Raw genomic sequence first — 25,047 nt, 5'->3', positions numbered from 1 at the left:
CTGGGGAGAAACAGAATGCTTGAATGGCTCGATCTGGCGCTCATCACCGACGTGCTGCGCACCAGCCTGCGCCTGATGGTGCCGATCGCCTTCGCGGCGCTCGGCGGCGTCATCTGCGAGCGGGGCGGCGTCTATAATGTCGGCATGGAAGGCATGATGCTGTCGGGCGCCTTCGGGGCGGCGCTCGGCACGTTCCTCACCGGCAGCCCGGTGATGGGCGTCGTCGTCGGCATAGCGCTCGGCGCGCTCGGCGGCGCCATCCTCGGCATCCTGTCGATCCGCCTCAATGTCAACCAGATCGTCACCGGCATCGCCATCAATCTCGTGGCGATCGGCCTCACCGCCTTCCTGGCGCGCCTCATCTTCGGCCTCAACGCCACCACCAAGACGTTGCCCGGCTTCACGCCCTGGGCGATACCGGGTCTTTCCAAAATACCCGTCATCGGCCCGGTCTTCTTCGACCAGGATCCGCTCATCTATCTGCTCTATCTGCTGGTGCCCTTCCTCTACTGGCTGCTCTATCGCAGCGCCTTCGGCCTCGACGTGCGCGCCACCGGTGAAAATCCCGGCGCCGCCGACTCGGCCGGCGTGCCGGTCTATGGCGTGCGCTTCCTGTGCACGCTGATCAGCGGCGGCCTCGCGGGCTTGGGCGGCGCCTATATCGTCGTGTCGCAGGTCTTCGTCTTCACCGAGCATATGAGCGCCGGCAAAGGCTTCATCGCGCTCGCCGCCATCATTCTCGGGCGCTGGGATCCGCTGGGCGCCCTCCTCGCCTCGTGGTTCTTCGGCTTCTGCGACGCGCTGCAACTGCGCCTGCAATTCGCCAATCCGTCCGTGCCCTATCAGATCTTCACCGCACTCCCCTATGTGGCCTCGATCCTCGCCCTCATCGGCCTCTATGGCCGGGTCAAGCCGCCGGCCGCGGTGGGCCTGCCCTATCGGCGCGAATCGAAGACCTGATCATGTATCTCAGAGCCGGCGATCTCGACCTCGAAGACTTGCGCGACTTCGCGCGCAATGGGCTCAAGCTCGAGCTCAGCCTCGAGCAGCGCGCCGAGATGGCGCGCACACGCCGGATCGTCGAAGAGCGCATCGCGAGCGGCACGCCGACCTATGGCGTCAATACCGGCTTCGGCACGCTCTCTTCGCATCTCATCGGCGCGCATGATCTTGCCGACCTGCAGCGCCGCCTCGTCCTCTCCAATGCGGCGGGAACGGGCGAGCCCATGCGCATCGCCGATGTGCGCCGCATGATCCTGCTCAAGGCCTCGGCCCTGGCGCGCGGCTATTCGGGGGCGCGGCCCGAGCTCGCCGAGGCGCTCCTCGCCCTGCTCAACCATGACATCACGCCGCTCGTGCCGTGCAAGGGATCGGTCGGCGCATCGGGCGATCTCGCTCCGCTCGCCCATATGGCGGCGGCCCTCATCGGCACCGGCGATGTCATCCATGCAGGGCGCATCCTGCCGGCGGCCGAGGCTTTGCGTCTCGAGGGTCTCCAACCCTTCGTGCTCGAAGCCAAGGAGGGCCTGTCGCTGGTCAACGGGACCCAGGCCTCGACCGCGCTCGCGGTCACTGGCCTCTTCGCCGCCGAGGACATGCTGGCTTCAGCCCTCATCGCCGGCGCTTTGAGCGTCGAGGCCGCCCATGGCCAGGACATGGCCTTCGATGCAAGGCTGCATGAGGCGCGCGGCCAGCCCGGCCAGATCGCCGTAGCGCGCTTCTTCCGCTCTCTCCTCGCGGGAAGCGAAATCCGTGGCGAGGCGCGGCAGAACGGGCGGCTGCAGGATCCCTATTGCCTCAGATGCCAGCCGCAAGTGATGGGCGCCTGTCTCGATCAATTGCGCCAGGCCGTGACCATCCTCACCGCCGAGATCAACGCCTGGACCGACAATCCGATGGTCGACGCGGAAAGCGGCGACATCATCTATGGCGGCAATTTCCATGCCGAGCCGGTCGGCCTCGCGGCCGACGGCATCGCGCTGGCGCTCGCCGAGACCGGCGCCATGGCGGAGCGGCGCATCGCCATGCTCACCGATGCGCAGCACAGCCGGCTGCCCGCCTTCCTGGTCAAGGAGACGGGGCTCGATTCAGGCTTCATGGTGGCGCAGGTCACGGCGGCAGCGCTGGCCAGCGAGAACAAGTCGCTCGCCCATCCGGCAAGCGTCGATTCGATCCCGACCACCGCCAATCACGAGGACTTCGTCAGCATGGCGACCTTCGCGGCCCGCCGCCTCGCCGACATGGCGGACAATGTCGCAACGATCGTCGCGATCGAGCTCCTCGCCGCCTGCCAGGGCATCGAGTTCAGAAGACCGCGGCGATCGAGCCACGTCCTCGAGGATGTCCATGCCCGGATAAGGCGTCTCGCGCCCGCTTATGAGGAAGACCGGTTCTTCGCGCCCGATATCGCGGCGGTGAAGGACTTCGTCCTCAAAGGCGAGCTCCGCACCCTTTTGCCGAGCGATATCGCGCTCACCTCAGTCACGTCGAACCAATAACGGAGGCATCATGTCCACATCCGAAATCTTCACTCTTCCGGCGCGTCGCGGCCGGGCCTGCCGCCTCAGCAAAGGCCAGGCGATCAAGATCATCAATACCCACGGCCATCAGGTGGTCGACACCTGGGCCTTCAGCGCCGAGGACCTGCATGAGTTCATGTCGATGGAGCATATGCGCCCGACCATCGGCACGATCTTCCCCAGGAAGGGGCACGACCTCTTCACCAACCGCAGACGCGCCATCCTCCATTTCGAGGAAGACACATCGCCCGGCATCCATGACACGCTGCTCGCGGCCTGCGACGACTATCGCTACGGGCTGCTCGGCTGCACGGAATATCACGACAATTGCACCGACAATCTCCATGCCGGCATGCGCCAGATCGGCCTCGAGCCGCCGGAAGTGCCGTCACCGCTCAATCTGTGGATGAACATTCCGGTCGACAAGGAGGGCAAGACCGGCTGGGGCGAGCCCGTCTCGAAAGCCGGCGACTATGTGATCTTGCGCGCCAAGATGGACTGCATCGTCGCCATGTCGGCCTGCCCGCAGGACATATTGCCGATCAACAAGGGCAAGACCGTCGAAGCGCACTACCAGATTCTTTCTTAAGGATGATCCCATGATCAGACGACCCGTCCCCTGGCCGAACGGCGCCAAAGTCGCCGTCGCCATCACCTTCGACATGGATGCCGACAGCCTCGTCCATATCGAGCATCCGCAGGATTCGATCACCCGCGTCTCGACCATCTCGATGCTGAAATACGGGCCGCAGGTCGGCGTGCCGCGCATCCTCGAAGGCTATCGCCGCTACGGCCTCAAGCAAACCTTCTTCGTGCCTGCCTGGTGCATCGAGCATTATCCGGAAGCGGTCGACGCCATGATCAAGGACGACCATGAGGTCGGCTTCCACGGCTATATCCACGAGGCGCCCAATGCGCTGTCGCGCGATGAAGAGCACTATTGGATGCAGCGCTCGATCGGCGTCATCGAGAAGCACACCGGCAAGCGCCCGCGCGGCAACCGCTCGCCGCTCTACAACTATTCCATGCACACCACCGACCTCCTGGTGGAGGAAGGTTTCCTCTATGATTCATCGCTGATGGGCGATGACGTCCCCTATATCCTCGACAACGGCAAAGGCGAAATCGTCGAACTGCCGTCGAGCTGGGCGCTCGACGACTGGCCGCCTTATGTCCATTCGATCGATCTCAACTACATGTTCCAGATCATGTCGCCGGACCGCGCCATGGAGACCTTCATGGCCGAGTTCGAGGCGATGCGGAGCGCCGGTGGGGGCCTGTGGATCGGCGTGTGGCATCCCTTCGTCAGTGGCCGCCTGTCGCGCTGGCTCCGGATCGAGAAGATGATCGAATATATGCTGAACACCGGCGATGTGTGGTTCGCGCGGCTCGAGGACATCGCCAGCCATGTCCAGGCGCAGCGCAAGAAGGGCGCCTATCAGGCGCGGGTCGACAAGCTGCCCTATTACGACAAGCTCCAGATCCCCTCGCCGCCGCCCTCGCCCATGCTGCGCAAGCCCGGCCACTGAACAGGGAGGTGAGACGACATGGCCCTTTCGCCTTCGGAAGTCCCGAAGATCTTCGGCGACGTGCCGGCCTTCATGGCCTCGACTTACGCGCGCGATCTCGCGACATGCGGATCGCCCGACGCCGTCGTCATCGGCATGCCCTATGATGGCATCGCCACCTTCCGCGGCGGCGCCACGCGGCGCGCGCCGCAGGAGATCCGCAAATATTCGCTGCTCTTCGGCTCCTATCATTTCGACTGGGACCTCAATGTCGACGACCATGTGAAGATCGCCGATTGCGGCGATATCGATGTCGTGCCGGGCGACACGCCCGAGAGCTATCGGCGGCTCGAAAAGAAGATCGGCGAGATCCTGAAGATCGGCGCCGTGCCCTTGATGATGGGCGGCGATCACGGCGTCACTTATCCCGCGGTCAAGGCGGTGGCGGCGCATCAAGGCGGGCCTTTGGGCTTTCTCCTCTTCGACACCCATCTCGATCTCTCGGAGAGCTTCAACAACGACCGGCTGACGCGTGCCTCGCCGGTCCTGCGCATCTGCGAATTGCCCGAGGTCGATCCCAAGCGCATGGGGATCATCGGGCCCAAGGGGGCGCGCAACCTCGCCGACTGGACGCCGCTCGCGCGCGAGCTCGGCATCACCATCTATCCCGATCGCGTCGTGCAGAAGCGCGGCATCGAAGCGGTGGTCGAGGAGGCGCTCGGCATCGTCTCGCCGGACGGCCAGCCGCCCTATGTCAGCGTCGATATCGACGTGATCGATCCCGCCTTCGCGCCGGGCACGAACAGCATCGAGCCCGGCGGCTTTACCGCGCGCGAGATCATCAATGGGGTGAGGCTCGGCTGCGAGCGCGGTTTCGCCGGCTTCGATGTGGTCGAGGTCTCGCCCGACTATGATTCGAAGAGCGGCCATACCGCGACCCTCGCCGCGAAGCTGATGGCCGAGGCGATCACCTGCCTCGCGGCGGGCAAGGCCGGCAAAGTCCGGTCCTGGGACCGCGCGTGATGCGGGCGCTCGTCCTTTCGGAGCCCGGCGATATCGATCGTTTCGAGCTCAAGGAGCTCGCAACGCCCGAGCCCGGCGCCGATGAGGTGAGGATCGCGGTGCGCTATGCCGGTGTGAACTGGGGCGACATCCAGAAGCGGCAGGGTGTCTATCCCGTTCCGATCGACTATCCGGCCGTCATCGGGCTCGAAGTTTCGGGCCATGTCGAGGCGAAGGGCGCCAAAGTGCGGGGCTTGCGCATCGGCCAGCCGGTCGCGGCGATCACCGGGCCAAAAATGCTCGGCGGCTATGCCGATCGCTGCATCGTGCCTCAGGACTATGCGATCGCGTTGCCGGACACGATCCCCCTCGATCTCGCCGCCGCCATGCCGGCGGCCGCCATCACCGCATGGCACCTCCTCCACAGCGCGCATCGGCTGCGCCGCGGCGAGACCATCCTCATCCATGCGATCGGCGGCGGCGTCGGGCTGATGCTGACGCAGCTCGCCCATCTCAAGGGTGCTCAAGTGATCGGCACTGTGGGCTCCGCCGGCAAGGCCTCGCGCCCGCTCGCCTTCGGCGCCCATCATGTCATCGACCGTTCGAATGAGGATTTTGTCGCCGAGGCGATGCGCCTGACGAAAGGGCGCGGCGTCGATCTCGTCATCGATTCACTCGGTGCTGAGATATTGGAGCAGAGCTTCGATGCGCTGAAACCCTTCGGCCGGGTGATCAACATCGGCGAGGCGGCGGGCTATCCCGATTTCGATATCCGCGCCAAGCTCTATGAACGCTCGACGTCGCTTGCCGGCTTCGAGTTCCTGCAGGCGGGACCCGGATCGCCCGCCTGGCGGCGCGGCATCAAGGCGATCCTCGGTCTTCTGGCCGATGGCAGCTTGCGCATGCCGATCGAAGCCATCCTGCCGCTCGCCGATGCCGGCAAGGCGCACAAGCTCCTCGAATCGCGGAACGTCTCCGGCAAGCTGTTGCTCGACCTCTCGATCTAAAGAGATCGTGGTCGAAGCCCATTGACTCTTTCTGAAATCTGAGTCCATGATTACCTAGCGGCATGTCGGAAAATTAAAACGAAAATGGCCGCGCAGCCTTATTTGCAATAGCGTCGAGCACACCCGGCACGCCCTGACTAGGCGAAACGGGGAGCATGTTCATGTGTGTCATTTTGGATGTGGGGCAATCAGCCTACTTAGGCATGATGCTGCGCGAGGAATGCTGTCTTTCCATTTTTCAGTCGGAGGGAGTTTATGAGATCGAGGCCTGTGTTGCTAGCAGTACTGATTCTCCTACCTTTGTCACAATCAGCTGTCGCTGCGGATTGCGATCCGCGCGAAATTCTCCGACAAAACATCGATTCCTATCAGGGCGACTTCACATTTTGGCTGGCGAGTGCGAAACAGCTGGTAAAGCAAAAGAACGTGGATGCGGACAACGAATCTTGGTCCGGCTATCGAGGTGGAAAAGTGGCCGCATCAGTGGACATATCAATCGAATCGTCGGCAGGTACGACAGTGAGGACATTCAAGTCCCTGCGACTTGGCGGACCTAAGCACAACGATAGCAGGTCGGTGCAACTACTCCAATATGACCCACAGATGTACCGCCTAGTCGTAGTTAGGCATGGACGTCGGTCAAAGCTTGGTGTGGAGGTAGCGGTGTCAGGGGCCCGATGAGGTTTGTGTACACGACCTAGCTTGAAATTCAGCAAAGTCTTTCTTGGCACCGAATTGCCATACGTCGGTCAATAACACTGAACGATTGGCATAAGCGCTTCTGCGCACTAGAGGAGGGCAAGATGAAGAATGTCGTGTTGATGAGCGCTGCTCTCCTACTGCTGGGAGGGACACTAGCGGTGGCTCAATGTTATTATGTCGACCCGAAATGCCCAACCAAATGTGATGATGAGCATGTGAAGTGCAGTGACGAAGCCGCGAAGGGCGGTCGGAGCCAGCAAAGCTGCGACACTGCACGGACGAATTGCAGAGCGAAGTGCGAAAGACAGTCATCCGTTCCTGGTGTAAAGTGTTAAACATTACTCAGTGTGCTCCCAACCACTGAAATAAAGCGCCGGCACGCCGTTCAAACTCCTGATCAGCCGGGTTGCTCGTAAGCCTGTGCTTTCTCGTCCAGGCGGTTATAGGCGGCCCGCTTTTTTGCACACGCCTGGTTGTCCGTGCCGCGCCATGCTGGAGACGGTGATGGGGCGCGAGTTGCTGCGACCGATATTGTAGCCAGGCAGCGGAAGCCCCGCGAATTAGACTAAGACCACTCCTCGTCCCTGCGGACAGTTGGCAAGGCGCTAGTCCTAGGCTGCGACGAATCCGAAGAACGGTTCGTTGACTCGGGGAAGAAGATCGCCTCGGCTCCGCCGGCTCACCGAGCCCTCAAGAGCGAAAAGTAAAGTAACCAGTCCAAGAGGAGAGTCCCCATCGGTAAGGGCGATTGGCCCCGTGCCCGCCTTGTTTGCAAAGCACCGAATTCCCGCGAGGCGGCAGTCTAATCGACAAAGCGCCGCGCCGCGGCCCCGTGCTCATGGCGCAGCCGCTCGATATCGATGCCCACCGGCATGCCGTTCGTGACCAGCCAGCGGCCTTTGACCATGACGCGGTCGGCACGATGGGCGCCGCACAGGACCAGTGCCGCGAGCGGATCGCCGGCGCCGGAAAAGCGCAATTCATCGAGGGTGAAGAGCGCCAGATCCGCCTGGCAACCGGCCGCGATCCTGCCGATATCGTCGCGTCCGAGGCAGCGGGCCGAGCCTTCCGTCGCCCAGCGAAAGGCATCGCGATGGGTGATCGTCGCATCATAGGTCAGCCGGTTGATCATCAGCGCATGCCGGACACTCTCGATCAGATTGGAATTGTCGTTCGAGGCCGAGCCGTCGACACCAAGGCCCACCGCGACGCCCGCTCCTTCGAGATCGCGGGTCCGGCAATGACCGGATGCGAGCACCATGTTAGAGGTCGGGCAATGGCAGACGGCGAGCCCATGCCGGCCGAGCCGGCCGATCTCGTCGTCATTGAAATGAATGCCATGGGCGAGCCAGACGTCGGGTCCGAGCCAGCCCGTCTGTTCCAGATAATCGACCGGCCGGCAGTGCAGACGCTCCTCGCAATATTGGGTTTCATCGCGCGTCTCGGCGATATGCGTGTGAAGGCGGCAGCCATGCCGGCGCGCCAGCGTCGCTGTCTCGGCCATCAATTCACGCGTGACGGTGAAGGGCGTGCACGGGGCGAGCGCGATCTGGATCATCGCGCCCTCGCCCTTCTCATGGTAGCGCCCGATCACGCGCTCGCTGTCGGCGAGAATGGCGTCGCGGTCCTGCACCACGCTGTCGGGTGGCAGGCCGCCATCGCGCTCGGAGAGATCCATGGAGCCACGGCTTACCACCATGCGCAGGCCGAGCTTCTTCGCCTCATCGACCTGGATGTCGATCGCCTCCTCGCAGCCGCGCGGGAAAAGGTAGTGATGATCGAAAGCGGTGGTGCAGCCCGACATCAGAAGCTCGGTCAAGGCGAGCCTTGTGGCGAGGCAATGCGCGTCGGGCGTGAGCCGCGACCAGTAGCCATAGAGCGTCTTGAGCCAGGGAAAGAGCTCCTTGTTGATCGCCTGCGGATGGGCGCGCGTCAGCGTCTGATACATATGGTGATGCGCATTGACGAGACCCGGCAGCACGACATGGCGATGGGCGTCGAATGTCTCGTCGACCGGCTTCGCCGGCTGCGCGCCGGAAGCGACGAGTTCGACGATCCTGCCGTCTTCGACGACAATACCGCCGCCCGCATCATCGGCGAGACAGGCCAAGGGACTGCGTATCCACAGGCGCATAGCTTCCTCACCCAACTTCTTTGCCGAATTCCTCGGCGACGGCTTGCTTGATCCGCTCCACCGCGTCGGCCAGGAGCCACCGCCCCTTTTCCGCCGACGAGCCTTTGGTCTCGGAGAGCACGCCCGAGGCCGGCACCTCGGCGACAGGTCCCGGAAAGCGGTCATAGGGCTTGAACCGTGCCGGCCCATCATGGGCAGCCTGGGCGAGATCGACAAGCTCGGGTTTCAGCGCCAGCATGATCGAGGTCTCGATGACGCTCGCATGCTCGAGCTCGATGCCGGGATAGCCCTCGGGAAAGACGCGCGCCAGGGTTTCGGGTCTCACCAGCTCCCAGTGATCGATGCGCAGGATTTTCAGCCCTTGGGTGCGCTCACGCCCGATATGATCGAGGGCGAGCTCGATCCCCTCCACCGAGGGCCAGATATTCTCATAATGGCCATTGACCACGACCAGGTGGCGGGCGCCATGGCGATGGAGCTCGGTGATGATGTCGCGCAGCAGCCATGACAGAGTGGTGGCGGTGATGTTGATAGTGCCGGGAAAAGCCGGACCGCCGCCCGAGCGCGGCTGCGAGCGATTGCCATAGGCGATCGGCGGCACGACGAGTCCGCCGCAGTGCTTGGCGACCTCGGCGCTGATCCATGTCGGGATGATGGCATCGACGCTCAAGGGCAAATGCCGGCCATGCTGCTCGGTGGCGCCGACGGGGATGAAGACCGGGGCGCCCTGGGCGATGCGCCGGGCGAATTCCGGCCAGCTCACCTCGGCAAGAAAAACCGTTTCCGCCATCATACTCCCCCTTGATCCCCGTTTGTCTGGCAAGCGATTCTCGCCAGTGGAACAGCCGTCGGCACCGATGACAAGGCTTGATTGCGCGAAGCTCCGATGCTGAAACAGCATTGTACCGGCATGAGCCATGTCGGCAGATTTCCGCTTGTTCGCCGCGTGCCGGCACCTATTATCCGCGGCCGGGATAGGACACGGGCACATTCATCTTACGGAGGTTTCATTGGCTCAATCCAAGATCGCATTGGTCACAGGCGCGGGCTCCGGCATCGGGCGCGCCGTTTCGATCGGGCTCGGCAAGGCCGGCTACAGCGTCGTCCTGACCGGACGTCGCAAGGATGCGCTCGAGGAGACGAAGAAGAGCATCGGCGGATCGTCATTGGCCGTCGCCGCCGACATCGGCGACCCGCAATCCGTCGCCCGGCTCTTCGCCGAGATCAAGTCGGCCTTCGGCCGCCTCGACGTCCTGTTCAACAATGCCGGCGTCAATGCGCCGGCCATCCCGCTCGACGAGCTAACCGCTGAGCAGTGGCAAGCGGTCGTCAATGCCAACCTGTCGGGCGCCTTCTATTGCACCCAGGAAGCCTTCCGGCTCATGAAAGCGCAAGACCCGAAAGGCGGGCGGATCATCAACAACGGATCGATCTCGGCACATGTGCCGCGCCCCTTCTCGGCGCCCTATACCGCCACCAAGCATGGCATCACCGGCTTGACCCGCGCCGCTTCGCTCGACGGGCGCATCCACAATATTGCCTGCGGCCAGATCGACATCGGCAATGCGGCAACCGACATGACGGCCAAGATGAAGACCGGCGTGTTTCAGGCCGACGGATCGACCGCCGTCGAAGCGACCATGGATGTGCGCCATGTGGTCGACGCCGTCGTCCACATGGCGTCACTGCCGCTCGATGTGAATGTGCTGTTCATGACCGTGATGGCCAATCAGATGCCTTTTGTCGGCCGCGGCTGAGCAGTCAGCGGTTTTACGGCCGACGGCGTGTTGGCTGAAGGTTTGACGGCCCGTGGATTGTTGGCCGGAGCTTTGACAGCCAATGGACCGTTGGCCGCAGCTTTGACGGCCAGCGGGCTGTTGGCCACAGGTTTGGCGATCAACGGCTTGATGGCCGGCGTCTTGTCGGGTTTCTTCTCCGCCACGATCTGCGGCTTGACGCGGCTCACGCCATGCGGCGTCTTGGCCCAACTCGTGACGCCGGAAAAATACTGCACCACCGCGACCCAGCTCGCGATCGAGATCAGCAGCCAATAAACCGGAAGAGTCAGGATGGTGAAGACCCACGCGCCGCTGCCCAAGAACCAGGATGTCCTGATGGCCGCCGCCATCGCCGCCAGGAAGGCGAAGACGGCAACGATCACATAGAGACCTTGCAGAAACAGCCAGAGCTGGCCGGGTTGCGGCAGGTCGAGCAGCAGAAGGGCGACGCTCGATGCCACCCAGAGAAGGAACAAAGGATGCGCCAGAGCGGCAACGAGGCTCACGCTGGTGACGATCTGCGTCAGGAAGAAGTTGCGCGGACCGAGCTCGCGCGACATGCGGAAGGGCGAGCGGCTGTTGACGATCGTGGTCTGGAGCGCGCCTCTGATCCAGCGGATGCGTTGTGCCATCCAGTCCCTGAGACGTGTCGTCGCCTCCTCGCGCGTCGGCGATGGAAACAGAACGGTGCGGAATCCGAAGCGGGCGAGGCGCAAGCTCAAGCCTGAATCGCGCGCGACATTATGCGGATCGAAGCCGCCGACATGGCGCAAAGTGGCGATCCGGTAATGGCTGGAGGAGCCGACGAAGAGGGGAGGTACCCCGGTTTTCGCGAGCCGCGGAAACAGCAGCTTGAACTGGAAGGCATATTCGAGGGCGCTCTGGCGCGTCAGCCAGTTCTCATTGCGGTTCCAGAAGCTGAGCTGGGTCTGCAGGCAGGCAACGGTCTTCGGCGCCACGGCGAAAGCGCCGGCGATGCGGCGCAGCTGATCGGCGGCCGGAATATCTTCGGCGTCATAGACGACAAGCAATTCGCCGCGCGCGAAGGGCAAGGCATAGCTCAAGGCCCTCGACTTCGTCTGGGGGCCGAGCTTCGGCACGGCGATCACTTCCATATGCGCCGGCAGGCGCATGTCCTCGAGGCTCTTGCTCAAGGCCCCGTCCTCCGCCTCGAGAATGAGCTTGATGTCGAGCCTGGCGGCCGGATAGTCGAGCGCCTTCAGGCTCGCGATCGTCTGCTCGACGATCTTGCTCTCGCGAAACAAGGGCACGAACACGCTATAGACCGGCAATTCGGCATCCGGGATGAGCTTGGAGATCGGTGCGTGCGGGAGCTTCACCGGCAGGATGCACCAGATGTGGAAGCCGCCCAAAAGCGCGAACAGGGCCAGCATCGCCGTGAAGCCCGCGACGAGGCTCGGCTCCCTGTCCCACATCAGGGCGAAGGCGACGAAGGCCACAGCGAAGATCAGCCACAGCGCCTGCTGGGCGGTAAAGGGCTGGGCAGCGGAATGGAGGGGAAAGCGGGTCTTGAGGCCCCAGAGCGCGTTCTGGCTGAGCTCGTTTTCCTGGCCGCGCTGCAATTCGCGCAAGACCGTGCGCTCATTGGTAATGGCGGTGACCTCGAGCCCCTGTTCCTTGGCATAGGCCTTGGCGCGTTCGCCCGCCGCCACATAGCCGGTCTTGCCGGGCTCCCAGGAAATGGGCAGGACGCGGTGGCGGAAAGCCTGCTGCGCCTCGTTGGGCGTCATCCGCTGGATGGCTTCCAGCAACTGCGCGGACGTGGGAATAATGGGCAAAATGAAGGACTTGGCCGGAACAGCCTTCCTGTTCCCGCCTTCACCGCGAAGCGTCTCTTTCGGCCCCGTTGCCACTTTGCCGTCCCAGGCTAGTCCGCTGCCCTCGAAGGTTTACGACCTTCGGAATCGGACAAGGCAACAGCTTGTGGCGGTTTCACCAGCAATTGCAACAGGATTCGCCCGGAAGATCTTATCTCTGTGACGGCGTGCCGCGCGGCTCAATCTCGAATAGAATCTCGCCATAGCCGACCAGCCTCCCCTCCTCGGCCCGGCGGCGCAGGATTCCTGGCCGAGGCGCTTGAATGGCCCGCAGGCACGGCCCGATCTTCAGGAACGCGATGATGTCGCCCGGAGCACCGATGCTGGTGGGTGTCGGATGCACAGGGAGAAACACCCCGGCGCATGGGGCTTTCACTGGCGCAAATGCCGGCCCAGGCGCCGGATCTCCCCCCACGGCGGCTAGCCGAAACCGCAGCAGGCCGGGTCCAGTCCGGTATTCGGCCGCCGTCAGGCCCATGGCGCGGGCCACCGCGACGATCTCCGCGATCTCGGCGAGCGTCATGGCCTAGCCTCCTGCTTGAGCCATCCTTGTGCGATCAGGGTCTCGAGATGATGAATGTCGAAACTGCCCGCAGCAAAGCCCTCTTCAGACAACAGGCGGACATGCAGCGGGACATTGGTGGTCAAACCCCTGGTTTCGATCTCCTCGAGCGCTCCTTTCATGCGGGCGATCGCCTCGGCGCGCGTCTGGCCGTGCGCCAGGAGCTTGGCAATAAGCGAATCATAATGCGGGGGGACGACATAGCCCGAATAGAGGTGCGATTCGACGCGGATGCCCGGACCGCCCGGCGGCGTCCACCGTTCGACGCATCCAGGTGCCGGCGTGAAGGAGAAAGGATCCTCCGCATTGATCCGGCACTCGATGGCATGGCCATGCATGCGGATATCGGACTGGGTGATGGCGAGCGCGCCGCCTCTCGCGATGTTGATCTGCTCGCGCACGATATCGACGCCGGTGATGAGCTCGGTGACCGGATGCTCGACCTGCACCCGGGTATTCATTTCGATGAAATAGAAGGCGCCGTCCTCATAGAGGAATTCGAAAGTGCCGGCGCCGCAATAGCCGAAACTCAGGCAGGCTTCGATACAGCGCCGGCCGAGCCCCGCGATCTCCTCGCGCGCTATCCCCGGAGCGGGCGCCTCTTCGATCACCTTCTGATGCCGGCGCTGCATCGAACAGTCACGCTCGCCGAGCCACACGGCGTTGCCGTGCTTGTCGGTGAGGATCTGGATCTCGATATGGCGAGGAGCCTCGAGAAATTTCTCGATATAGAGCGCCGGATTGTTGAAGGCGCGCGCCGCCTCTTCGCGCGTCACGGCGACCGCCTGGGCAAGCTCGGTGGGATCGCGGACGATGCGCATGCCGCGCCCGCCGCCACCCCCTGCCGCCTTGACGATGACCGGGTAGCCCGCCGCTTCGGCAATATCGGCGATCGCCAGGGGATCGTCCGGCAGGGCGCCCTCAGAGCCCGGCACGCAAGGGACGCCCGCGGCGCGCATCGTCCGCTTGGCCGAGACCTTGTCGCCCATCAGACGGATGGCCTCAGATGAAGGTCCGATGAAAGTGAGCCCAGACCTTTCGACGGCCTCGGCGAAACCGGCATTCTCCGACAGGAAGCCATAGCCCGGATGGATGGCCCCGGCACCGGTGAGCCGGGCCGCGAGGATAATGGCATTGCCGTCGAGATAGCTCTCAGCCGCTCTTGCCGGTCCGATGCACAGCGACTGATCGGCAAGGGCCAGATGGCGCAGATCCTTGTCGGCTTCGGAATACACGGCGATCGTCCGCAAGCCAAGCGCACGGCAGGCGCGCAGGATACGCAAGGCGATCTCGCCGCGATTGGCGATCAGTACACTGTCGAACATCATCCCTCCCGCGGGCGGATGGTGAAGAGCCGTGTCCCCCGCTCGACGGTCGCGCCATCCGCCGCATCGATTCCCGCTATCAGGCCGGCACAATTGGCTTCGACCGGGGTGAGCAACTTCATCGCCTCGAGAAGCGCAAGTGTCTGGCCTTCCGCCACGGCGTCGCCCAGGGAAACGAAGGGTTCGGCGCCGGGCGCCGGCGAGCGATGGAAGAGTCCCGACATGCCGGCGATGATCGCATGCTCCTTCTCGCTGTCGTTGGGCGCCACGGCTGGCGGCGCGGCTGGACGCTGCGACGGATAGGCCTCGCTCTGCCGGCCTATGATCTTTATGCGTTCCTCGCCTTGCGAGAATTCGAGTTCCGCAATATCGGCATTTTCGACGAGAGCGATGAGGCCGGCGATGAAGTCCTTGTCCATGGAAGGCCTCAGCGCAGCCGGGCGATGGCCGCAGCGATGCGCGTGATGGCACGTTCGAGATTGTCGGGCGAGGTCGCGAAAGAAATGCGAAAATGCGGCGAAAGCCCGTAGGCCGAGCCTTGCACGACCGCAACCCCGGCCTCTTCGAGAAGGTAGAGAGCCACATCGTCGTCGCTTTCGATCGGCCGGCCGTCGGGCCTCAAGCGGCCGATGAGCGCGCCACATTCCGGGTAAAGATAGAACGCGCCCTCGGGCGAGCGGCATGAAAGGCCTGCTATGCCGCCGAGGAGGCCAAGAGCGAGATCCCTGCGATCTTGGAATTGCCGAGAGCGCGATGCCAGGAAATCCTGTGGTCCGAGCAAAGCGGCAATGGCCGCGGCTTGCGAGATCGAGGACGGGTTCGAGGTGCTCTGGCTCTGCAGCATGGCCATGGCTTCGATGATCTGGCGCGGGCCGCCGGCATAGCCTATGCGCCAGCCGGTCATCGCATAGGCCTTGGATACGCCGTTCACCGTGAGCGTGCGGCTCTTCAGCTCCGGCACGACCCGCGCGATCGTATGGAAGCGGCGGCCATCGAAAAGGATGTGCTCATAGATGTCATCCGTCATGACAAGGATGCGCGGATGGCGCATCAGGACTTCACCCAAGGCTTCGAGCTCACTGCGGCTATAGACGCTGCCCGTCGGATTGGACGGCGAGTTGAGGATCAGCCATTTGCTGCGCGGCGTGATGACCTCCGCCAGAGAATCGGGACGAAGCTTGAAGCCCGAGGCTGCGGGGCACGGCACGATCACCGGCACGCCCTCGCCCAACAGCACGATGTCGGTATAGGAAACCCAATAGGGCGCAGGCACGATGACCTCATCGCCCGGCGCCAGCGTCGCCAGAAGGGCGTTGTAGATGATCTGCTTCGCACCCGAAGCCACGGTGATCTCATCGATGCCGTAGGCCAGGTCGTTCTCGCGCGCGAACTTCACGCCGATCGCCTGTTTCAGGGCGGTGGTGCCGTCGGCCGCGGTGTAGCGGGTCTCGCCCTGGCGCATCGCCACGATTGCCGCCTCGACGACATTGGGCGGCGTCTCGAAGTCGGGCTCGCCCAGGCTCAGGCTGATGACGTCGAGTCCCGATGCCCGCAGCGCTGCGGCCCTGGCGGTGACGGCGAGGCTCGGGCTGGGCTTGATGACATCGAGGCGCGGGGCGGTGACTTTCAAAACTCATCTCCCTTTCTTTGTTTTGGATACAATATTCTATTTACGGCGTCAACGAATGGCGATCTCCCCAATTTGACTTCCCCAAAGCAGAAAATTACCGGAACTGGCTTGACTGACGAGTGGTTTAATGGAAAATAGAAACTGGATATGTTATCCAATATTCAAAAACAAGCCTTCAGACATCTAGGGGATGGACCATGAAAAGCACCATTTCGACCTTCGCCGCCTGTTGCGCCCTCGTCGCCACGATCCTGCCCGCAGAGGCCGACAAGCTCGACGACATCATCTCCTCCGGCAAGCTGCGCTGTGCGGTTACGCTCGATATCCCGCCCAATGGCTTTCGCGACGACAAGAGCGAGCCCTCGGGTTTCGATGTCGACTACTGCCGCGATCTGGCCAAGGTGCTGGGCGTCGAGCCGGAGATCGTGGAAACGCAATTGCCCGACCGCATCCCGGCCATCATGTCGAACCGGGCGGATATCGCCGTCGCCTCGACCTCCGACACGCTCGAGCGCGCCAAGACGATCGGCTTCTCGATTCCCTATTTCGCCTACAAGCAAGTGGTCCTGACCCGCAAGGATACCGGCATCACCAGCTATGACGGCATCAAGGGCCACAAGACCGGCGCCGTCGCCGGCACCTTCGAAGGCCTGCAATGGGAAGCGGATGTCAAGAAGCTCAACGATCCCAACACCACATTCCGCGCCTATCAGTCGCAAGCCGACGCCATCCTGGCGCTGAGCCAGGGGCAGATCGACGCGACGCCGGTCATCTCGACCATGACCAATGAGTTGATCAAGTCAGGCAAATATCCCGACCTCCTCGTCGCCGGCGACACACCCTATGTGCCGGACTATGTCGCGCTGGTGACGCTGCGCGGCGAGCAAGGCCTCATCAACTACATGGATCTGTTCATCAATCAGCAGGTGCGCACCGGGCGCTATGCCGAGCTCTACAAGAAGTGGATCGGCGAAGGCGACGTCGTCGATCTGACCGTCAAGGGCGTCTATCGCTGATCGCGCGGGCCGCGGAGTCCCGGCAAGCCCCGCGGCGACCGCGTTGGGCCTGCCGGGCCCAGTTTTTCACATCGGGAAGTTTCTGCGCGAGCGATGCACTACACCTTCCATTGGGATCCCGCGATCAGAGCGATGCCGCAACTCCTCTGGGGCGCCGCAACGACGCTCGAGATCGCCGCCTTGTCGATGATCTTCGGCATCGCGCTCGCCATCATGCTGGCGCTCTTCGCCCAATCGCATAATCCGATCCTCAGGGCCATCCATGTGACCTGGGTCGAGATCGCGCGCAACACGCCGGCGCTGTTCCAGGTCTATATGGTCTATTTCGGCCTCGGCTCGCTCGGTCTCCAGCTCGATTCCTTCCCGTCCCTCGTCGCCGGCGTCACCTTCAACAATGCCGGCTATCTGGCGGAAGCCTTTCGCGGCGGCCTCCGCGCCATCCCCGAGACGCAGGTCAGGGCGGCGCGCTCGCTCGGCATGACGGCGCCGCAAGTGTTCGTCTCGATCGTCCTGCCGCAGCTCTTCCGCATCGTCTTCTATCCGATCACCAATCAGATGGTCTGGGCGATCCTGATGACCTCGCTCGGCGTCGTGGTCGGCCTCACCGACGACCTGATGGGCGTCACCCAGCAGCTCAATGTCGTCACCTTCAGAACCTTCGAATATTTCACAATCGCCGCGGTGCTCTATTACCTGCTGGCGAAATCCGTAACCGTCACGGCGCGCCTCATGGCCGGCCGCCTGTTCCGTTATTGAGGATTGCCATGCTGCACATGTCGTTCGGCGCCAATGACATCATTTTCATGCTCAAGGGTGCCGGCGTGACGCTCGCCATCACCTTCTGGTCGGTGGCCTTCGGCACCTTGCTCGGCCTCTGTTTCGGGGTCGTGCGCTCGGAAGGCCCCTGGCACCTGAGCGCGCCCTTGGGCTTCTTCCTCGACATCTTCCGCTCGGTCCCGCTCCTCATCCAGTTCGTGCTGTTCAACGCGGCCAATTCCATGTTCGCGACGAACCTGCCCGTCTTTGCGATCGCCTGCGTGGTGCTGGCGATCTATACCGCATCCTACTGCACCGAGATCGTGCGCGCCGGCATCCTGGCGGTGCCGCAGACGACGCGGCGCGCGGCGCGCTCGCTCGGGCTGTCCTACTTCCAGGATCTCACAAACATCGTCTTCCCCATCGCCCTCAAGGTGGCGCTGCCCAACTGGATCAGCCTGACGCTCGGCGTGATGAAGGATACGTCGCTGGTGCTGTGGATCGGCATCACCGAGCTCCTGCGCGCCTCGCAGACGATCATCACCCGCACCCAGGAGCCGCTGCTCGTCCTGGCGATCGCCGGCGCCATCTATTTCGCCATGAGCTTTCCCTTAGGCAGGCTCGGTATGTGGCTCGAGAGGAAATGGACCGCGCAATGATCGAAATCCACGACATCGAAAAATCCTACGGCACGATCAAGGTCCTCGACGGCGTCTCCATGACGGTGAGCAAGGGCGAGGTCGTCTCCGTCATCGGCGGCTCGGGGTCTGGCAAATCGACCATGCTGATGTGCATCAACGGGCTCGAATCCATACAGAGCGGGCGGATCATGGTGGATGGCACCGATGTCCATGCGAAGAAGACCGATATCAACCGGCTGCGCCGCAAGATCGGCATCGTGTTCCAGCAATGGAACGCCTTCCCGCATCTCACCGTCCTCGAAAACGTGACGCTCGCGCTGCGCAAGGTGCTGAGGAAATCTTCCGGCGAGGCCGAGGCGATCGCGGTGAAGCAGCTAACCCATGTGGGGCTCGCCGACAAGCTCGGCGTGTTTCCGAGCCGGCTCTCCGGCGGCCAGCAGCAGCGCATGGCGATCGCCAGGGCGCTGGCCATGTCGCCCGACTATATGCTGTTCGACGAGGTGACCTCCGCCCTCGATCCGCAGCTCGTCGGCGAAGTGCTGGATACGCTGCGCATGCTGTCGCAAGAGGGCATGACGATGATCGTGGTCACGCATGAAATCCGCTTCGCGCGCGAGGTGTCGGACCGGGTGGCCTTCTTCAAGGACGGCAAGATCCATGAGATCGGTCCGCCGCAGCAGGTGGTCGGGACTCCGGCGCGCCCGGAAACCGCAGCCTTCCTCAAATCGGTCCTCTAGCTCATGGCCGCATCGTCCTCCAGCCTCACCGTCGATCTCAATTCCGATATGGGCGAAGGCTATGGCGCCTATGCGATGGGGCGGGATGCGGAGATCCTCGGCATCGTCACCTCGGCCAATGTGGCCTGCGGATTCCACGCCGGCGATCCCGAGATCATGGCGGCGACGTTCAGCCTGGCGCGCGAGAACCGGGTCGCCGTCGGGGCGCATCCGGGTTTTCCCGATCTTTGGGGCTTCGGCCGCCGGCCCATGCCCTTCTCGGCCAGCGAGATCGAACGGCTCGTTGCCTATCAGATCGGCGCGGCGCAGGCGCTCGCCGCCTATGCCGGGCACCGGTTGTCCTATGTCAAGGCGCATGGCGCCCTCGGCAACCTCACCCAGACCGATGCGAGCGTCGCGCGCGCGGTGACGCGCGCCATCCGGGCCGTCGATCCCACCCTCATCTGCCTCACCATCGCTCTCGGCGAGCAGACGTTCATCGCGCGAGAGATGGGCCTCACCGTCAAATCCGAGATCTTCGCCGACCGCGCCTATGGCGATCAGGGCCAGCTCGTGTCGCGCCAGATCGAAGGCGCGGTCATCCATGATGCCGATCAGGCGGCGCAACGCATCCAGCGCATGATCGAACAGGGCGCGATCGAGACGATTTCCGGAAGATCGCTCGCGACACAAATCGATTCCATTTGCGTGCATAGCGACACGCCCGGTGCCGTCGCGATCGCTCGGCGGGTGCGGGAGACCTTGGAAGAGGCCGGGGTGCGGATCAGATCCTTTGCGGATTAGCCGCAGATCAGCGCCGCCGTGGCCCTGATATCGTCCAGGAGCGCCTTCGACTTCGCTGCTTCCTCCAGAGCCGTGGCGATGGTCGCCGCATGGAAGCGGATGCGCGCCCCGGCCGGCGTCTGGGCGAGCTTCGCCAGGTCGGGCTCGATGACATGGGCGATCTTGGGGTAGCCGCCGCAGGTATTCGCATCGGCGAGCTGGATGATGGGCTGGCCCGAGGCGGGCACCTGTATCGTGCCGGGCAGGATGCCGTGCGAGAACAATTCCCGCCGCCGCGTGAGCGTGAGAAGGGGACCGGACAAGCGATAGCCCATCCGGTTCGACGCCGCGGACACGGTCCAGGGCGCGGCGAAGAAACAATTGATGGATGCTTGCGCGAAAGCATCGAACTCGGCGCCCGGCGTGACGCGCACATCGACCGTCTTCTCGCCGGCGTTCGGGAAATCAAGAGGAAGCGCACCCAGTCCGCCGGGCGGCAGCTTGCGGCGGCGGCCATCGATTTTCGCGAGGCCGAGCCTGTCGCCGCGCTCGAGGCCGCGCCCCTTATGGCCGCCGAAGCCGCCTTTGAGGTCGGTCGAGCGCGAGCCCAGAATTTCGGCGGCATCGATGCCGCCGGCAAAAGCGACATAGGCGCGCGCGCCGGCAATGGGCGGCGACAGCTTGAGTTCCTGGCCGCTTCGCGCCGATATGGCCCAGAAGGGCGGCAACCGCCATCCATCGAGAGCGGCGGCGCAATCGGCGCCCGTCACGGCGACGTCGATGTCCGACAGGAAGCGCAGCCGGAAGGGAAAGATCGCGATCTCCAGTCCCGCCGCCGAAGATTCGTTGCCCAGGAGCGCATTGCCCGCCGTGAGCGCTGCCGCGTCCATGGCGCCGCAGCGGCTGACGCCGATATCCAGATGGCCAAAGCGGCCGAGATCCTGGACCGTGTTGGCGGCGCCATTGCTCAGGATCTCAATCATCTTCGAGCCCCGCGATCGAAAACCGCACGCGATCGCCCGGTGCCAGCAGCGCCGGCGGGACACGCTCGATGTCGAAGAGCGCGATATCGGCATGCCCAACCACATGCCATCCGGAGGGCGCCGCCGTCGGCATCACCCCCGCTTGCGCACCGCCGATGATCACGGCACCCCTGGCGACCGCAACGCGCGGCACATCGCGCCGGTCCATCGCCAGTTCCGGCGGAAGGCCGGAGAGATAGGGAAAGCCCGGCATGGCGCCCAAGGCGGCAACACGATAAGTGGCGCGTGCGTGCCGCTGCACGGCCTCCTCTCGGGAGAGGCCGCAATGGCGTGCCCACAGCCCGAGATCCTCGCCCCTCGGACCGCCATAAATGACCGGGATGTCGACGACTTTCCCGGCCTTCGGCACAATGACGGGATCTGCCCACAGAAGGCGAAGCGCTCTCTCCGATGTGATGTGATCGAGCGCCAAGGGATCGTAGAGCACAAGCAAATTGTTCATGCCGGGAACAGTCTCGCTGATTCCCGGCATGTCGCGCAATTGCGCGGCAAGGACCCAGATCCTCTCCTGCGTGTCCTCGCTGAAACTGTCCTGCGCCGCATCGATGAGGAGCGCATTCGCGCCCGCGGCTTTAATGACAATGTCCGGCGGCACCGGCATCTCCGTCGCTCAGCTCTCAGCCATCCAAGACCGCCTCGGCGACGGGAACGGTGTAGTTCAGCACCAGGCGGCCGCCGTCCGGATAGATCGTCTGGCCGACGATATAGGAGGCATCGTCACTGGCGAGGAAGGAGGCGACGCTTGCGACCTCGGAGGGATCGCCGCAGCGTCCCGAAGGCGTACGCGACAGGATCATGCGCCGCTGCTCCGGGCTCGCCATCACCGAGCTCTTTACCATCTCGGTCAGCATCGTTCCCGGTCCGATGGCATTGACCCTGATGCCGTGGCGAATGAGGCCGACGGCCATCACGGCGGTGAGCTGCTTGATGCCGCCCTTGGACACCGCATAACCGACCGAGTTCGGAATGGCGAGGATGGCGTTGATCGACGACATATTGACGATGGCGCCGCCCTGGCCTTGATCGATCATCGCCCGAGCAGCCGATTGTCCGATCAGGAACGGCGCCTTGAGGTTGACCCGCTGGATGCGGTCGAATTCCTCCTCGGGAAAATCGACGAAGTCGGCGAGATGGATGATGCCGGCATTGTTGATCAGGATATCGAGCCGGCCAAAGCTCTTGAGCGCTTTGGCGATGATCTCGACCGCCATGGCTTTCGAGATGCGGTTCAGGTCTCCCGCCCACCAGGCACCGCGCGCACCGAACCTTTCGGCAGCGGCTTTGAGCTTTGTCTCCTGGATATCGACGAGGAGCACGTGTGCGCCGTCTTGATAGAAGCGTTCCGCGCAGGCGAGTCCCAGCCCCTGCGCTGCACCCGTCACGACGACGACCTTGTCCTTATGCTTCACGAAACGCTCCGCCTGTTGCCCGAATAATGGATAATATATCCATTTTAATCGGGCAAGAGCTATCTTGGGAAAAACACAAGGGATTTGCTTGCTCGGGCTGATCAGCGACCGGTCGGAGTCTCTTCTTCCCGCATCTGGGTCAGGCGCTCGATCAGAAGCCGGCCATTGTCGAGAATATGCATGTCCAGGAGATTGACCGCCCGCAGGACATCCTTGGATCGGCACAGCTCGAGGAGCTGGAGATGCTCCTTGTGGGATCTTTCCTGATTCTCGGTGGCGAAGGCGATCATCAGCTTCGTGTAGCGTTCGATCTTCTGATAGACCTTGCCGATGAGCTCGATGGTCGATTTGCGCTTCGACGGCGCGTAAAGGAGAGCGTGAAACTCCCAATTGAGATCATGCGAATATTTAAGCGCGCCGAAGCGTTCGGCGGCTTCCTTGGCCCGCGCCAGATCGACCTCGGTCATATTGGGAATGGCGAGCGACAAGAGCCATGTCTCGACCCGCGCCCGCAATTCATGCAGCTCGAGGATCTCATCGAGCGACAGTTCCGATACGACGGCCCCCTTGTGCGAGACGAGGGTCACGAAGCCTTCCGAATGCAATTGATGCAAGGCCTCGCGAACCGGAATCCGGCTGACGCCCATTTCGGCCGCGATATGCTCCTGGCGCAGCTGGAACCCGCCGGCATAGGCGCCTGACAGGATGCGCGAGCGGATGACGTCGGCCACTTGCGCCGAAATGGTTTGCTTTCGAAGAACCGCTTCCGCCATCTATCCTCGTCTCGCCCAGGGGCAATTGTATCCAATATCGTTTCAGCCGCGCCGCGACCGATGTCAATAGACGTGTTCCGCGATCGGTCGATTCTGCGCCACGCGCTCGAAGGCGAAATCCGACAGATCGATACTGCGATATTCTCCGTGGAGGATGAGGTCGCTGACACCCGAGCCCGCCGCCGGCGCATGCATCATGCCATGGCCGCTGAAGCCCGTGGCCAGCACTAGATTCCTGACCTCGGGGTGACAGCCGATGATCGCGCTGTGGTCGAACTTGTTGTACTCGTAGAGACCGGCCCAGCCGCGCAGCAGCTTCAGCCGCTCGAAGCCCGGGACGCGATGCGCCAAAGCGGGCCAGATGAGCTCATCGAAGAGATCGTAGTCGACGTCGAGACTGAAGTCGTCATCGGCATTCTCGTTGGGCGGCGTGACGCCGCAAATGTACAGATGCCCCTCGGGCCGCATGAACACGCCGCTCGCATCCAGGAGGAATGGGGCGTCCCCGAGCTTCTCCGGACTGTCGAACACGAAGACACAGCGCTTGCGCGGCACCACCGGCAAGGAGAACCCGGCCATCAGCGCAATGGCGCTGCTCCATGCACCGGCGGCATTGACGAATGTGCCGGCGGAAAGCCGATCGCCGCCCTGCAGCAGGGCAGCCGCGACGGTCCGGCCGTGCATCGTCAGTCCGGTGACGTCGCCCGCGACATAGTCGACACCATGAGTGCGGGCCGCGCGCTTGAAGGCCTGCAGCAATCCCGGACCGTCGAACCATCCCTCCTTCTCGAGGCCGTAAGAGGCGATCGCCAATCCATCAGTGTTGAGCCAGGGAAACCGTTCCGCCAGTTGCTCGTCGTTCAACAGCTCGATATTGAGCCCGCAGCCGCGCTGGATGGCGTGCTTGCTTTGGAAGATGCCGGCCTGGTCCGGCCGGCCCAGGATCAGATAGCCGGGCTCGCGCAGGCCGATGTCGACCTTGTCGCCGGCGATGCTCAAATGCCGTCCTGCATCGCGCAGGAAGTCGATGCTGAAGGAGGAAGCGAGGATGTTGGCTCGCGTGCCGAATTGCTGGCGGATCGCGCTCGTCGACAAGGACGATGACGAGGACGCGTAGAAAGGATCTCTTTCGACGACGGCAATGCGGCCGGTAAAATCGGCGTTGGCGGACAGAAAATAGGCAATGGCGCTGCCGATGACGCCGCCGCCGATGATCACGACATCATAGGTCTTGTGCATGTCGGTCGTCAGACGCTCTTGCCATAGGCGCTGACATAGCGGTTTTCCCGGACGCTCTGCAGAATGGATTGCTCGCGCTCCGCCTGGGCCCTGACGGCGGCGAGCAACTCATCCGCCCCCGCGACCGGGAAAGCCACGACCCCATCCTCGTCGCCCACAATGATATCGCCGGGACTGACGATCATTCCGCCGACCGTGACCGGCACATTGATCTCGCCGGGTCCGTTCTTATAGGGTCCTCTATGGGTGGCGGCGCGGGCAAAGCACGGGAAGTCGGACCTGGACATGGCCCCGGCATCGCGAATGGCGCCGTCGAGCACAAAGCCCGCGGCACCGCGCGATGCCGCGATGCTCGTCATGATCTCACCAATGAGCGCCCGCGTCACGTCGCCACCGCCATCGACGACGATCACATCGCCCGGCCGCACCATCTCGAGAGCTTTGTGGATATAGAGATTGTCGCCGCCTCTGGTTCTGACGGTCAGCGCGCGGCCGGCCATGACGCCGGTGAGACGATGAAACGGACGAATGCCGGGCGCGCCCGGCAGCCGGCTCAGATTGTCGCTGATCAGCGCCGTCGAGGCGAGGCGAAAGCCGGCAATGAGGTGGGAACAGGTTTCGTCATCAGAGCCGGACACTTCGTTGTCACCTCGCGCACTGTCAATA

Annotated in this window: 25 protein-coding genes; 12 read left to right on the top strand and 13 right to left on the bottom strand. The window is 63.4% G+C overall.

The features are described 5' to 3' along the window. Positions 1-15: 15 nt before the first annotated feature. The 6 genes from DS839_RS24990 to DS839_RS24965 are packed head-to-tail and all read left to right on the top strand — an operon-like array spanning position 16 to position 6,036. The gene (locus DS839_RS24990; RefSeq protein WP_119273200.1) at positions 16-960 is read left to right on the top strand and encodes an ABC transporter permease; all 945 of its coding nucleotides are present in this window, start codon (positions 16-18) and stop codon (positions 958-960) included. A gap of 2 nt (positions 961-962) precedes the next feature. Next, on the top strand, positions 963-2,498 hold the full coding sequence (gene hutH, locus DS839_RS24985; RefSeq protein WP_119273199.1) for a histidine ammonia-lyase: 1,536 nt from the start codon (positions 963-965) through the stop codon (positions 2,496-2,498). 10 nt (positions 2,499-2,508) lie between these two features. Further along, entirely contained in the window at positions 2,509-3,108 is a 600-nt protein-coding gene (locus tag DS839_RS24980; RefSeq protein ID WP_119273198.1) for a DUF1989 domain-containing protein, read from the top strand. A gap of 10 nt (positions 3,109-3,118) precedes the next feature. Beyond that, entirely contained in the window at positions 3,119-4,048 is a 930-nt protein-coding gene (locus tag DS839_RS24975) for a polysaccharide deacetylase family protein (protein WP_119273197.1), read from the top strand. An 18-nt stretch (positions 4,049-4,066) separates the two neighbouring features. Next, the gene (locus DS839_RS24970) at positions 4,067-5,050 is read left to right on the top strand and encodes an agmatinase family protein (protein ID WP_119273196.1); all 984 of its coding nucleotides are present in this window, start codon (positions 4,067-4,069) and stop codon (positions 5,048-5,050) included. Further along, positions 5,050-6,036, top strand: coding sequence for a quinone oxidoreductase family protein (locus DS839_RS24965; protein ID WP_119273195.1), 987 nt, complete (start codon positions 5,050-5,052; stop codon positions 6,034-6,036). The genes DS839_RS24970 and DS839_RS24965 overlap by 1 nt, the downstream gene beginning before the upstream one ends. A gap of 1,504 nt (positions 6,037-7,540) precedes the next feature. Here DS839_RS24965 and DS839_RS24960 read toward each other — a convergent pair. Both DS839_RS24960 and DS839_RS24955 read right to left on the bottom strand, forming a co-directional pair. Then, on the bottom strand, positions 7,541-8,872 hold the full coding sequence (locus DS839_RS24960) for an 8-oxoguanine deaminase (RefSeq protein ID WP_119273194.1): 1,332 nt from the start codon (positions 8,870-8,872) through the stop codon (positions 7,541-7,543). 7 nt (positions 8,873-8,879) lie between these two features. Continuing rightward, positions 8,880-9,662, bottom strand: a complete 783-nt coding sequence (locus DS839_RS24955; protein WP_119273271.1) for a creatininase — start codon at positions 9,660-9,662, stop codon at positions 8,880-8,882. A gap of 220 nt (positions 9,663-9,882) precedes the next feature. Between DS839_RS24955 and DS839_RS24950 the strand changes: the two genes are divergently transcribed. Next, entirely contained in the window at positions 9,883-10,629 is a 747-nt protein-coding gene (locus tag DS839_RS24950) for an SDR family oxidoreductase (RefSeq protein ID WP_368911900.1), read from the top strand. On the opposite strand, the gene DS839_RS24945 is transcribed toward DS839_RS24950, so the two are convergent. The 5 genes from DS839_RS24945 to DS839_RS24925 form a co-directional block, all read right to left on the bottom strand. Then, positions 10,602-12,401, bottom strand: coding sequence for a glycosyltransferase (locus tag DS839_RS24945; RefSeq protein WP_119273192.1), 1,800 nt, complete (start codon positions 12,399-12,401; stop codon positions 10,602-10,604). The two genes, DS839_RS24950 and DS839_RS24945, sit on opposite strands and share 28 nt — an antisense overlap. A gap of 238 nt (positions 12,402-12,639) precedes the next feature. Next, positions 12,640-13,011 (bottom strand): hypothetical protein, encoded by a 372-nt coding sequence (locus DS839_RS24940; RefSeq protein WP_119273191.1) that lies wholly within the window; start codon positions 13,009-13,011, stop codon positions 12,640-12,642. Next, positions 13,008-14,375: an acetyl-CoA carboxylase biotin carboxylase subunit gene (gene accC, locus DS839_RS24935; protein ID WP_119273190.1), complete on the bottom strand. Its 1,368-nt coding sequence runs from the start codon at positions 14,373-14,375 to the stop codon at positions 13,008-13,010. Before accC ends, DS839_RS24940 begins: the two co-directional genes overlap by 4 nt. Then, entirely contained in the window at positions 14,375-14,794 is a 420-nt protein-coding gene (locus DS839_RS24930; protein ID WP_119273189.1) for an acetyl-CoA carboxylase biotin carboxyl carrier protein, read from the bottom strand. Before DS839_RS24930 ends, accC begins: the two co-directional genes overlap by 1 nt. An 8-nt stretch (positions 14,795-14,802) precedes the next feature. Further along, on the bottom strand, positions 14,803-16,005 hold the full coding sequence (locus DS839_RS24925; protein ID WP_119273188.1) for an aminotransferase class I/II-fold pyridoxal phosphate-dependent enzyme: 1,203 nt from the start codon (positions 16,003-16,005) through the stop codon (positions 14,803-14,805). Positions 16,006-16,202: 197 nt separating this feature from the next. Here DS839_RS24925 and DS839_RS24920 point away from each other — a divergent pair, with 197 nt between their 5' ends. The 5 genes from DS839_RS24920 (at position 16,203) to DS839_RS24900 (ending at position 19,938) form a co-directional block, all read left to right on the top strand. After that, positions 16,203-17,021 (top strand): ABC transporter substrate-binding protein, encoded by an 819-nt coding sequence (locus DS839_RS24920; RefSeq protein WP_119273187.1) that lies wholly within the window; start codon positions 16,203-16,205, stop codon positions 17,019-17,021. 93 nt (positions 17,022-17,114) lie between these two features. Then, on the top strand, positions 17,115-17,777 hold the full coding sequence (locus DS839_RS24915) for an amino acid ABC transporter permease (RefSeq protein WP_119273186.1): 663 nt from the start codon (positions 17,115-17,117) through the stop codon (positions 17,775-17,777). 8 nt (positions 17,778-17,785) lie between these two features. Then, positions 17,786-18,436 (top strand): amino acid ABC transporter permease, encoded by a 651-nt coding sequence (locus DS839_RS24910; protein ID WP_119273185.1) that lies wholly within the window; start codon positions 17,786-17,788, stop codon positions 18,434-18,436. Continuing rightward, positions 18,433-19,155, top strand: coding sequence for an amino acid ABC transporter ATP-binding protein (locus DS839_RS24905; protein ID WP_119273184.1), 723 nt, complete (start codon positions 18,433-18,435; stop codon positions 19,153-19,155). Before DS839_RS24910 ends, DS839_RS24905 begins: the two co-directional genes overlap by 4 nt. A 3-nt stretch (positions 19,156-19,158) precedes the next feature. Beyond that, positions 19,159-19,938, top strand: coding sequence for a LamB/YcsF family protein (locus DS839_RS24900; protein WP_119273183.1), 780 nt, complete (start codon positions 19,159-19,161; stop codon positions 19,936-19,938). Here DS839_RS24900 and DS839_RS24895 read toward each other — a convergent pair. From DS839_RS24895 to DS839_RS24870, 6 genes are all read right to left on the bottom strand, one after another. After that, a complete protein-coding gene (locus tag DS839_RS24895; RefSeq protein ID WP_119273182.1) occupies positions 19,935-20,900 on the bottom strand; it encodes a 5-oxoprolinase subunit C family protein in 966 nt (321 codons plus the stop codon). The two genes, DS839_RS24900 and DS839_RS24895, sit on opposite strands and share 4 nt — an antisense overlap. Beyond that, positions 20,893-21,555, bottom strand: coding sequence for a 5-oxoprolinase subunit PxpB (gene pxpB, locus DS839_RS24890; RefSeq protein ID WP_368911899.1), 663 nt, complete (start codon positions 21,553-21,555; stop codon positions 20,893-20,895). The genes DS839_RS24895 and pxpB overlap by 8 nt, the downstream gene beginning before the upstream one ends. 22 nt (positions 21,556-21,577) lie before the next feature. Continuing rightward, positions 21,578-22,369, bottom strand: coding sequence for an SDR family NAD(P)-dependent oxidoreductase (locus DS839_RS24885; protein WP_119273180.1), 792 nt, complete (start codon positions 22,367-22,369; stop codon positions 21,578-21,580). Between the two features lie 101 nt (positions 22,370-22,470). Continuing rightward, the gene (locus tag DS839_RS24880) at positions 22,471-23,142 is read right to left on the bottom strand and encodes a GntR family transcriptional regulator (RefSeq protein ID WP_119273179.1); all 672 of its coding nucleotides are present in this window, start codon (positions 23,140-23,142) and stop codon (positions 22,471-22,473) included. A gap of 63 nt (positions 23,143-23,205) precedes the next feature. After that, the gene (locus DS839_RS24875) at positions 23,206-24,381 is read right to left on the bottom strand and encodes an NAD(P)/FAD-dependent oxidoreductase (protein WP_119273178.1); all 1,176 of its coding nucleotides are present in this window, start codon (positions 24,379-24,381) and stop codon (positions 23,206-23,208) included. An 8-nt stretch (positions 24,382-24,389) separates the two neighbouring features. Continuing rightward, the gene (locus tag DS839_RS24870; RefSeq protein ID WP_368911898.1) at positions 24,390-25,019 is read right to left on the bottom strand and encodes an RraA family protein; all 630 of its coding nucleotides are present in this window, start codon (positions 25,017-25,019) and stop codon (positions 24,390-24,392) included. Positions 25,020-25,047 lie beyond the last annotated feature (28 nt).

The sequence above is a fragment of the Taklimakanibacter deserti genome (genome assembly GCA_003574785.1).
This window is presented reverse-complemented; position numbering and strand designations above follow the sequence as displayed.

What these genes read in the sequence shown, in the direction of transcription:
- DS839_RS24990 (WP_119273200.1), top strand. Translation starts at nt 16, where the DNA reads ATGCTTGAATGGCTCGATCTGGCGCTCATCACCGACGTGCTGCGCACC.
- hutH (WP_119273199.1), top strand. Translation starts at nt 963, where the DNA reads ATGTATCTCAGAGCCGGCGATCTCGACCTCGAAGACTTGCGCGACTTC.
- DS839_RS24980 (WP_119273198.1), top strand. Translation starts at nt 2,509, where the DNA reads ATGTCCACATCCGAAATCTTCACTCTTCCGGCGCGTCGCGGCCGGGCC.
- DS839_RS24975 (WP_119273197.1), top strand. Translation starts at nt 3,119, where the DNA reads ATGATCAGACGACCCGTCCCCTGGCCGAACGGCGCCAAAGTCGCCGTC.
- DS839_RS24970 (WP_119273196.1), top strand. Translation starts at nt 4,067, where the DNA reads ATGGCCCTTTCGCCTTCGGAAGTCCCGAAGATCTTCGGCGACGTGCCG.
- DS839_RS24965 (WP_119273195.1), top strand. Translation starts at nt 5,050, where the DNA reads ATGCGGGCGCTCGTCCTTTCGGAGCCCGGCGATATCGATCGTTTCGAG.
- DS839_RS24960 (WP_119273194.1), bottom strand. Translation starts at nt 8,872, where the DNA reads ATGCGCCTGTGGATACGCAGTCCCTTGGCCTGTCTCGCCGATGATGCG.
- DS839_RS24955 (WP_119273271.1), bottom strand. Translation starts at nt 9,662, where the DNA reads ATGGCGGAAACGGTTTTTCTTGCCGAGGTGAGCTGGCCGGAATTCGCC.
- DS839_RS24945 (WP_119273192.1), bottom strand. Translation starts at nt 12,401, where the DNA reads ATGACGCCCAACGAGGCGCAGCAGGCTTTCCGCCACCGCGTCCTGCCC.
- DS839_RS24940 (WP_119273191.1), bottom strand. Translation starts at nt 13,011, where the DNA reads ATGACGCTCGCCGAGATCGCGGAGATCGTCGCGGTGGCCCGCGCCATG.
- accC (WP_119273190.1), bottom strand. Translation starts at nt 14,375, where the DNA reads ATGTTCGACAGTGTACTGATCGCCAATCGCGGCGAGATCGCCTTGCGT.
- DS839_RS24930 (WP_119273189.1), bottom strand. Translation starts at nt 14,794, where the DNA reads ATGGACAAGGACTTCATCGCCGGCCTCATCGCTCTCGTCGAAAATGCC.
- DS839_RS24920 (WP_119273187.1), top strand. Translation starts at nt 16,203, where the DNA reads ATGAAAAGCACCATTTCGACCTTCGCCGCCTGTTGCGCCCTCGTCGCC.
- DS839_RS24915 (WP_119273186.1), top strand. Translation starts at nt 17,115, where the DNA reads ATGCACTACACCTTCCATTGGGATCCCGCGATCAGAGCGATGCCGCAA.
- DS839_RS24910 (WP_119273185.1), top strand. Translation starts at nt 17,786, where the DNA reads ATGCTGCACATGTCGTTCGGCGCCAATGACATCATTTTCATGCTCAAG.
- DS839_RS24905 (WP_119273184.1), top strand. Translation starts at nt 18,433, where the DNA reads ATGATCGAAATCCACGACATCGAAAAATCCTACGGCACGATCAAGGTC.
- DS839_RS24900 (WP_119273183.1), top strand. Translation starts at nt 19,159, where the DNA reads ATGGCCGCATCGTCCTCCAGCCTCACCGTCGATCTCAATTCCGATATG.
- DS839_RS24895 (WP_119273182.1), bottom strand. Translation starts at nt 20,900, where the DNA reads ATGATTGAGATCCTGAGCAATGGCGCCGCCAACACGGTCCAGGATCTC.
- DS839_RS24880 (WP_119273179.1), bottom strand. Translation starts at nt 23,142, where the DNA reads ATGGCGGAAGCGGTTCTTCGAAAGCAAACCATTTCGGCGCAAGTGGCC.
- DS839_RS24875 (WP_119273178.1), bottom strand. Translation starts at nt 24,381, where the DNA reads ATGCACAAGACCTATGATGTCGTGATCATCGGCGGCGGCGTCATCGGC.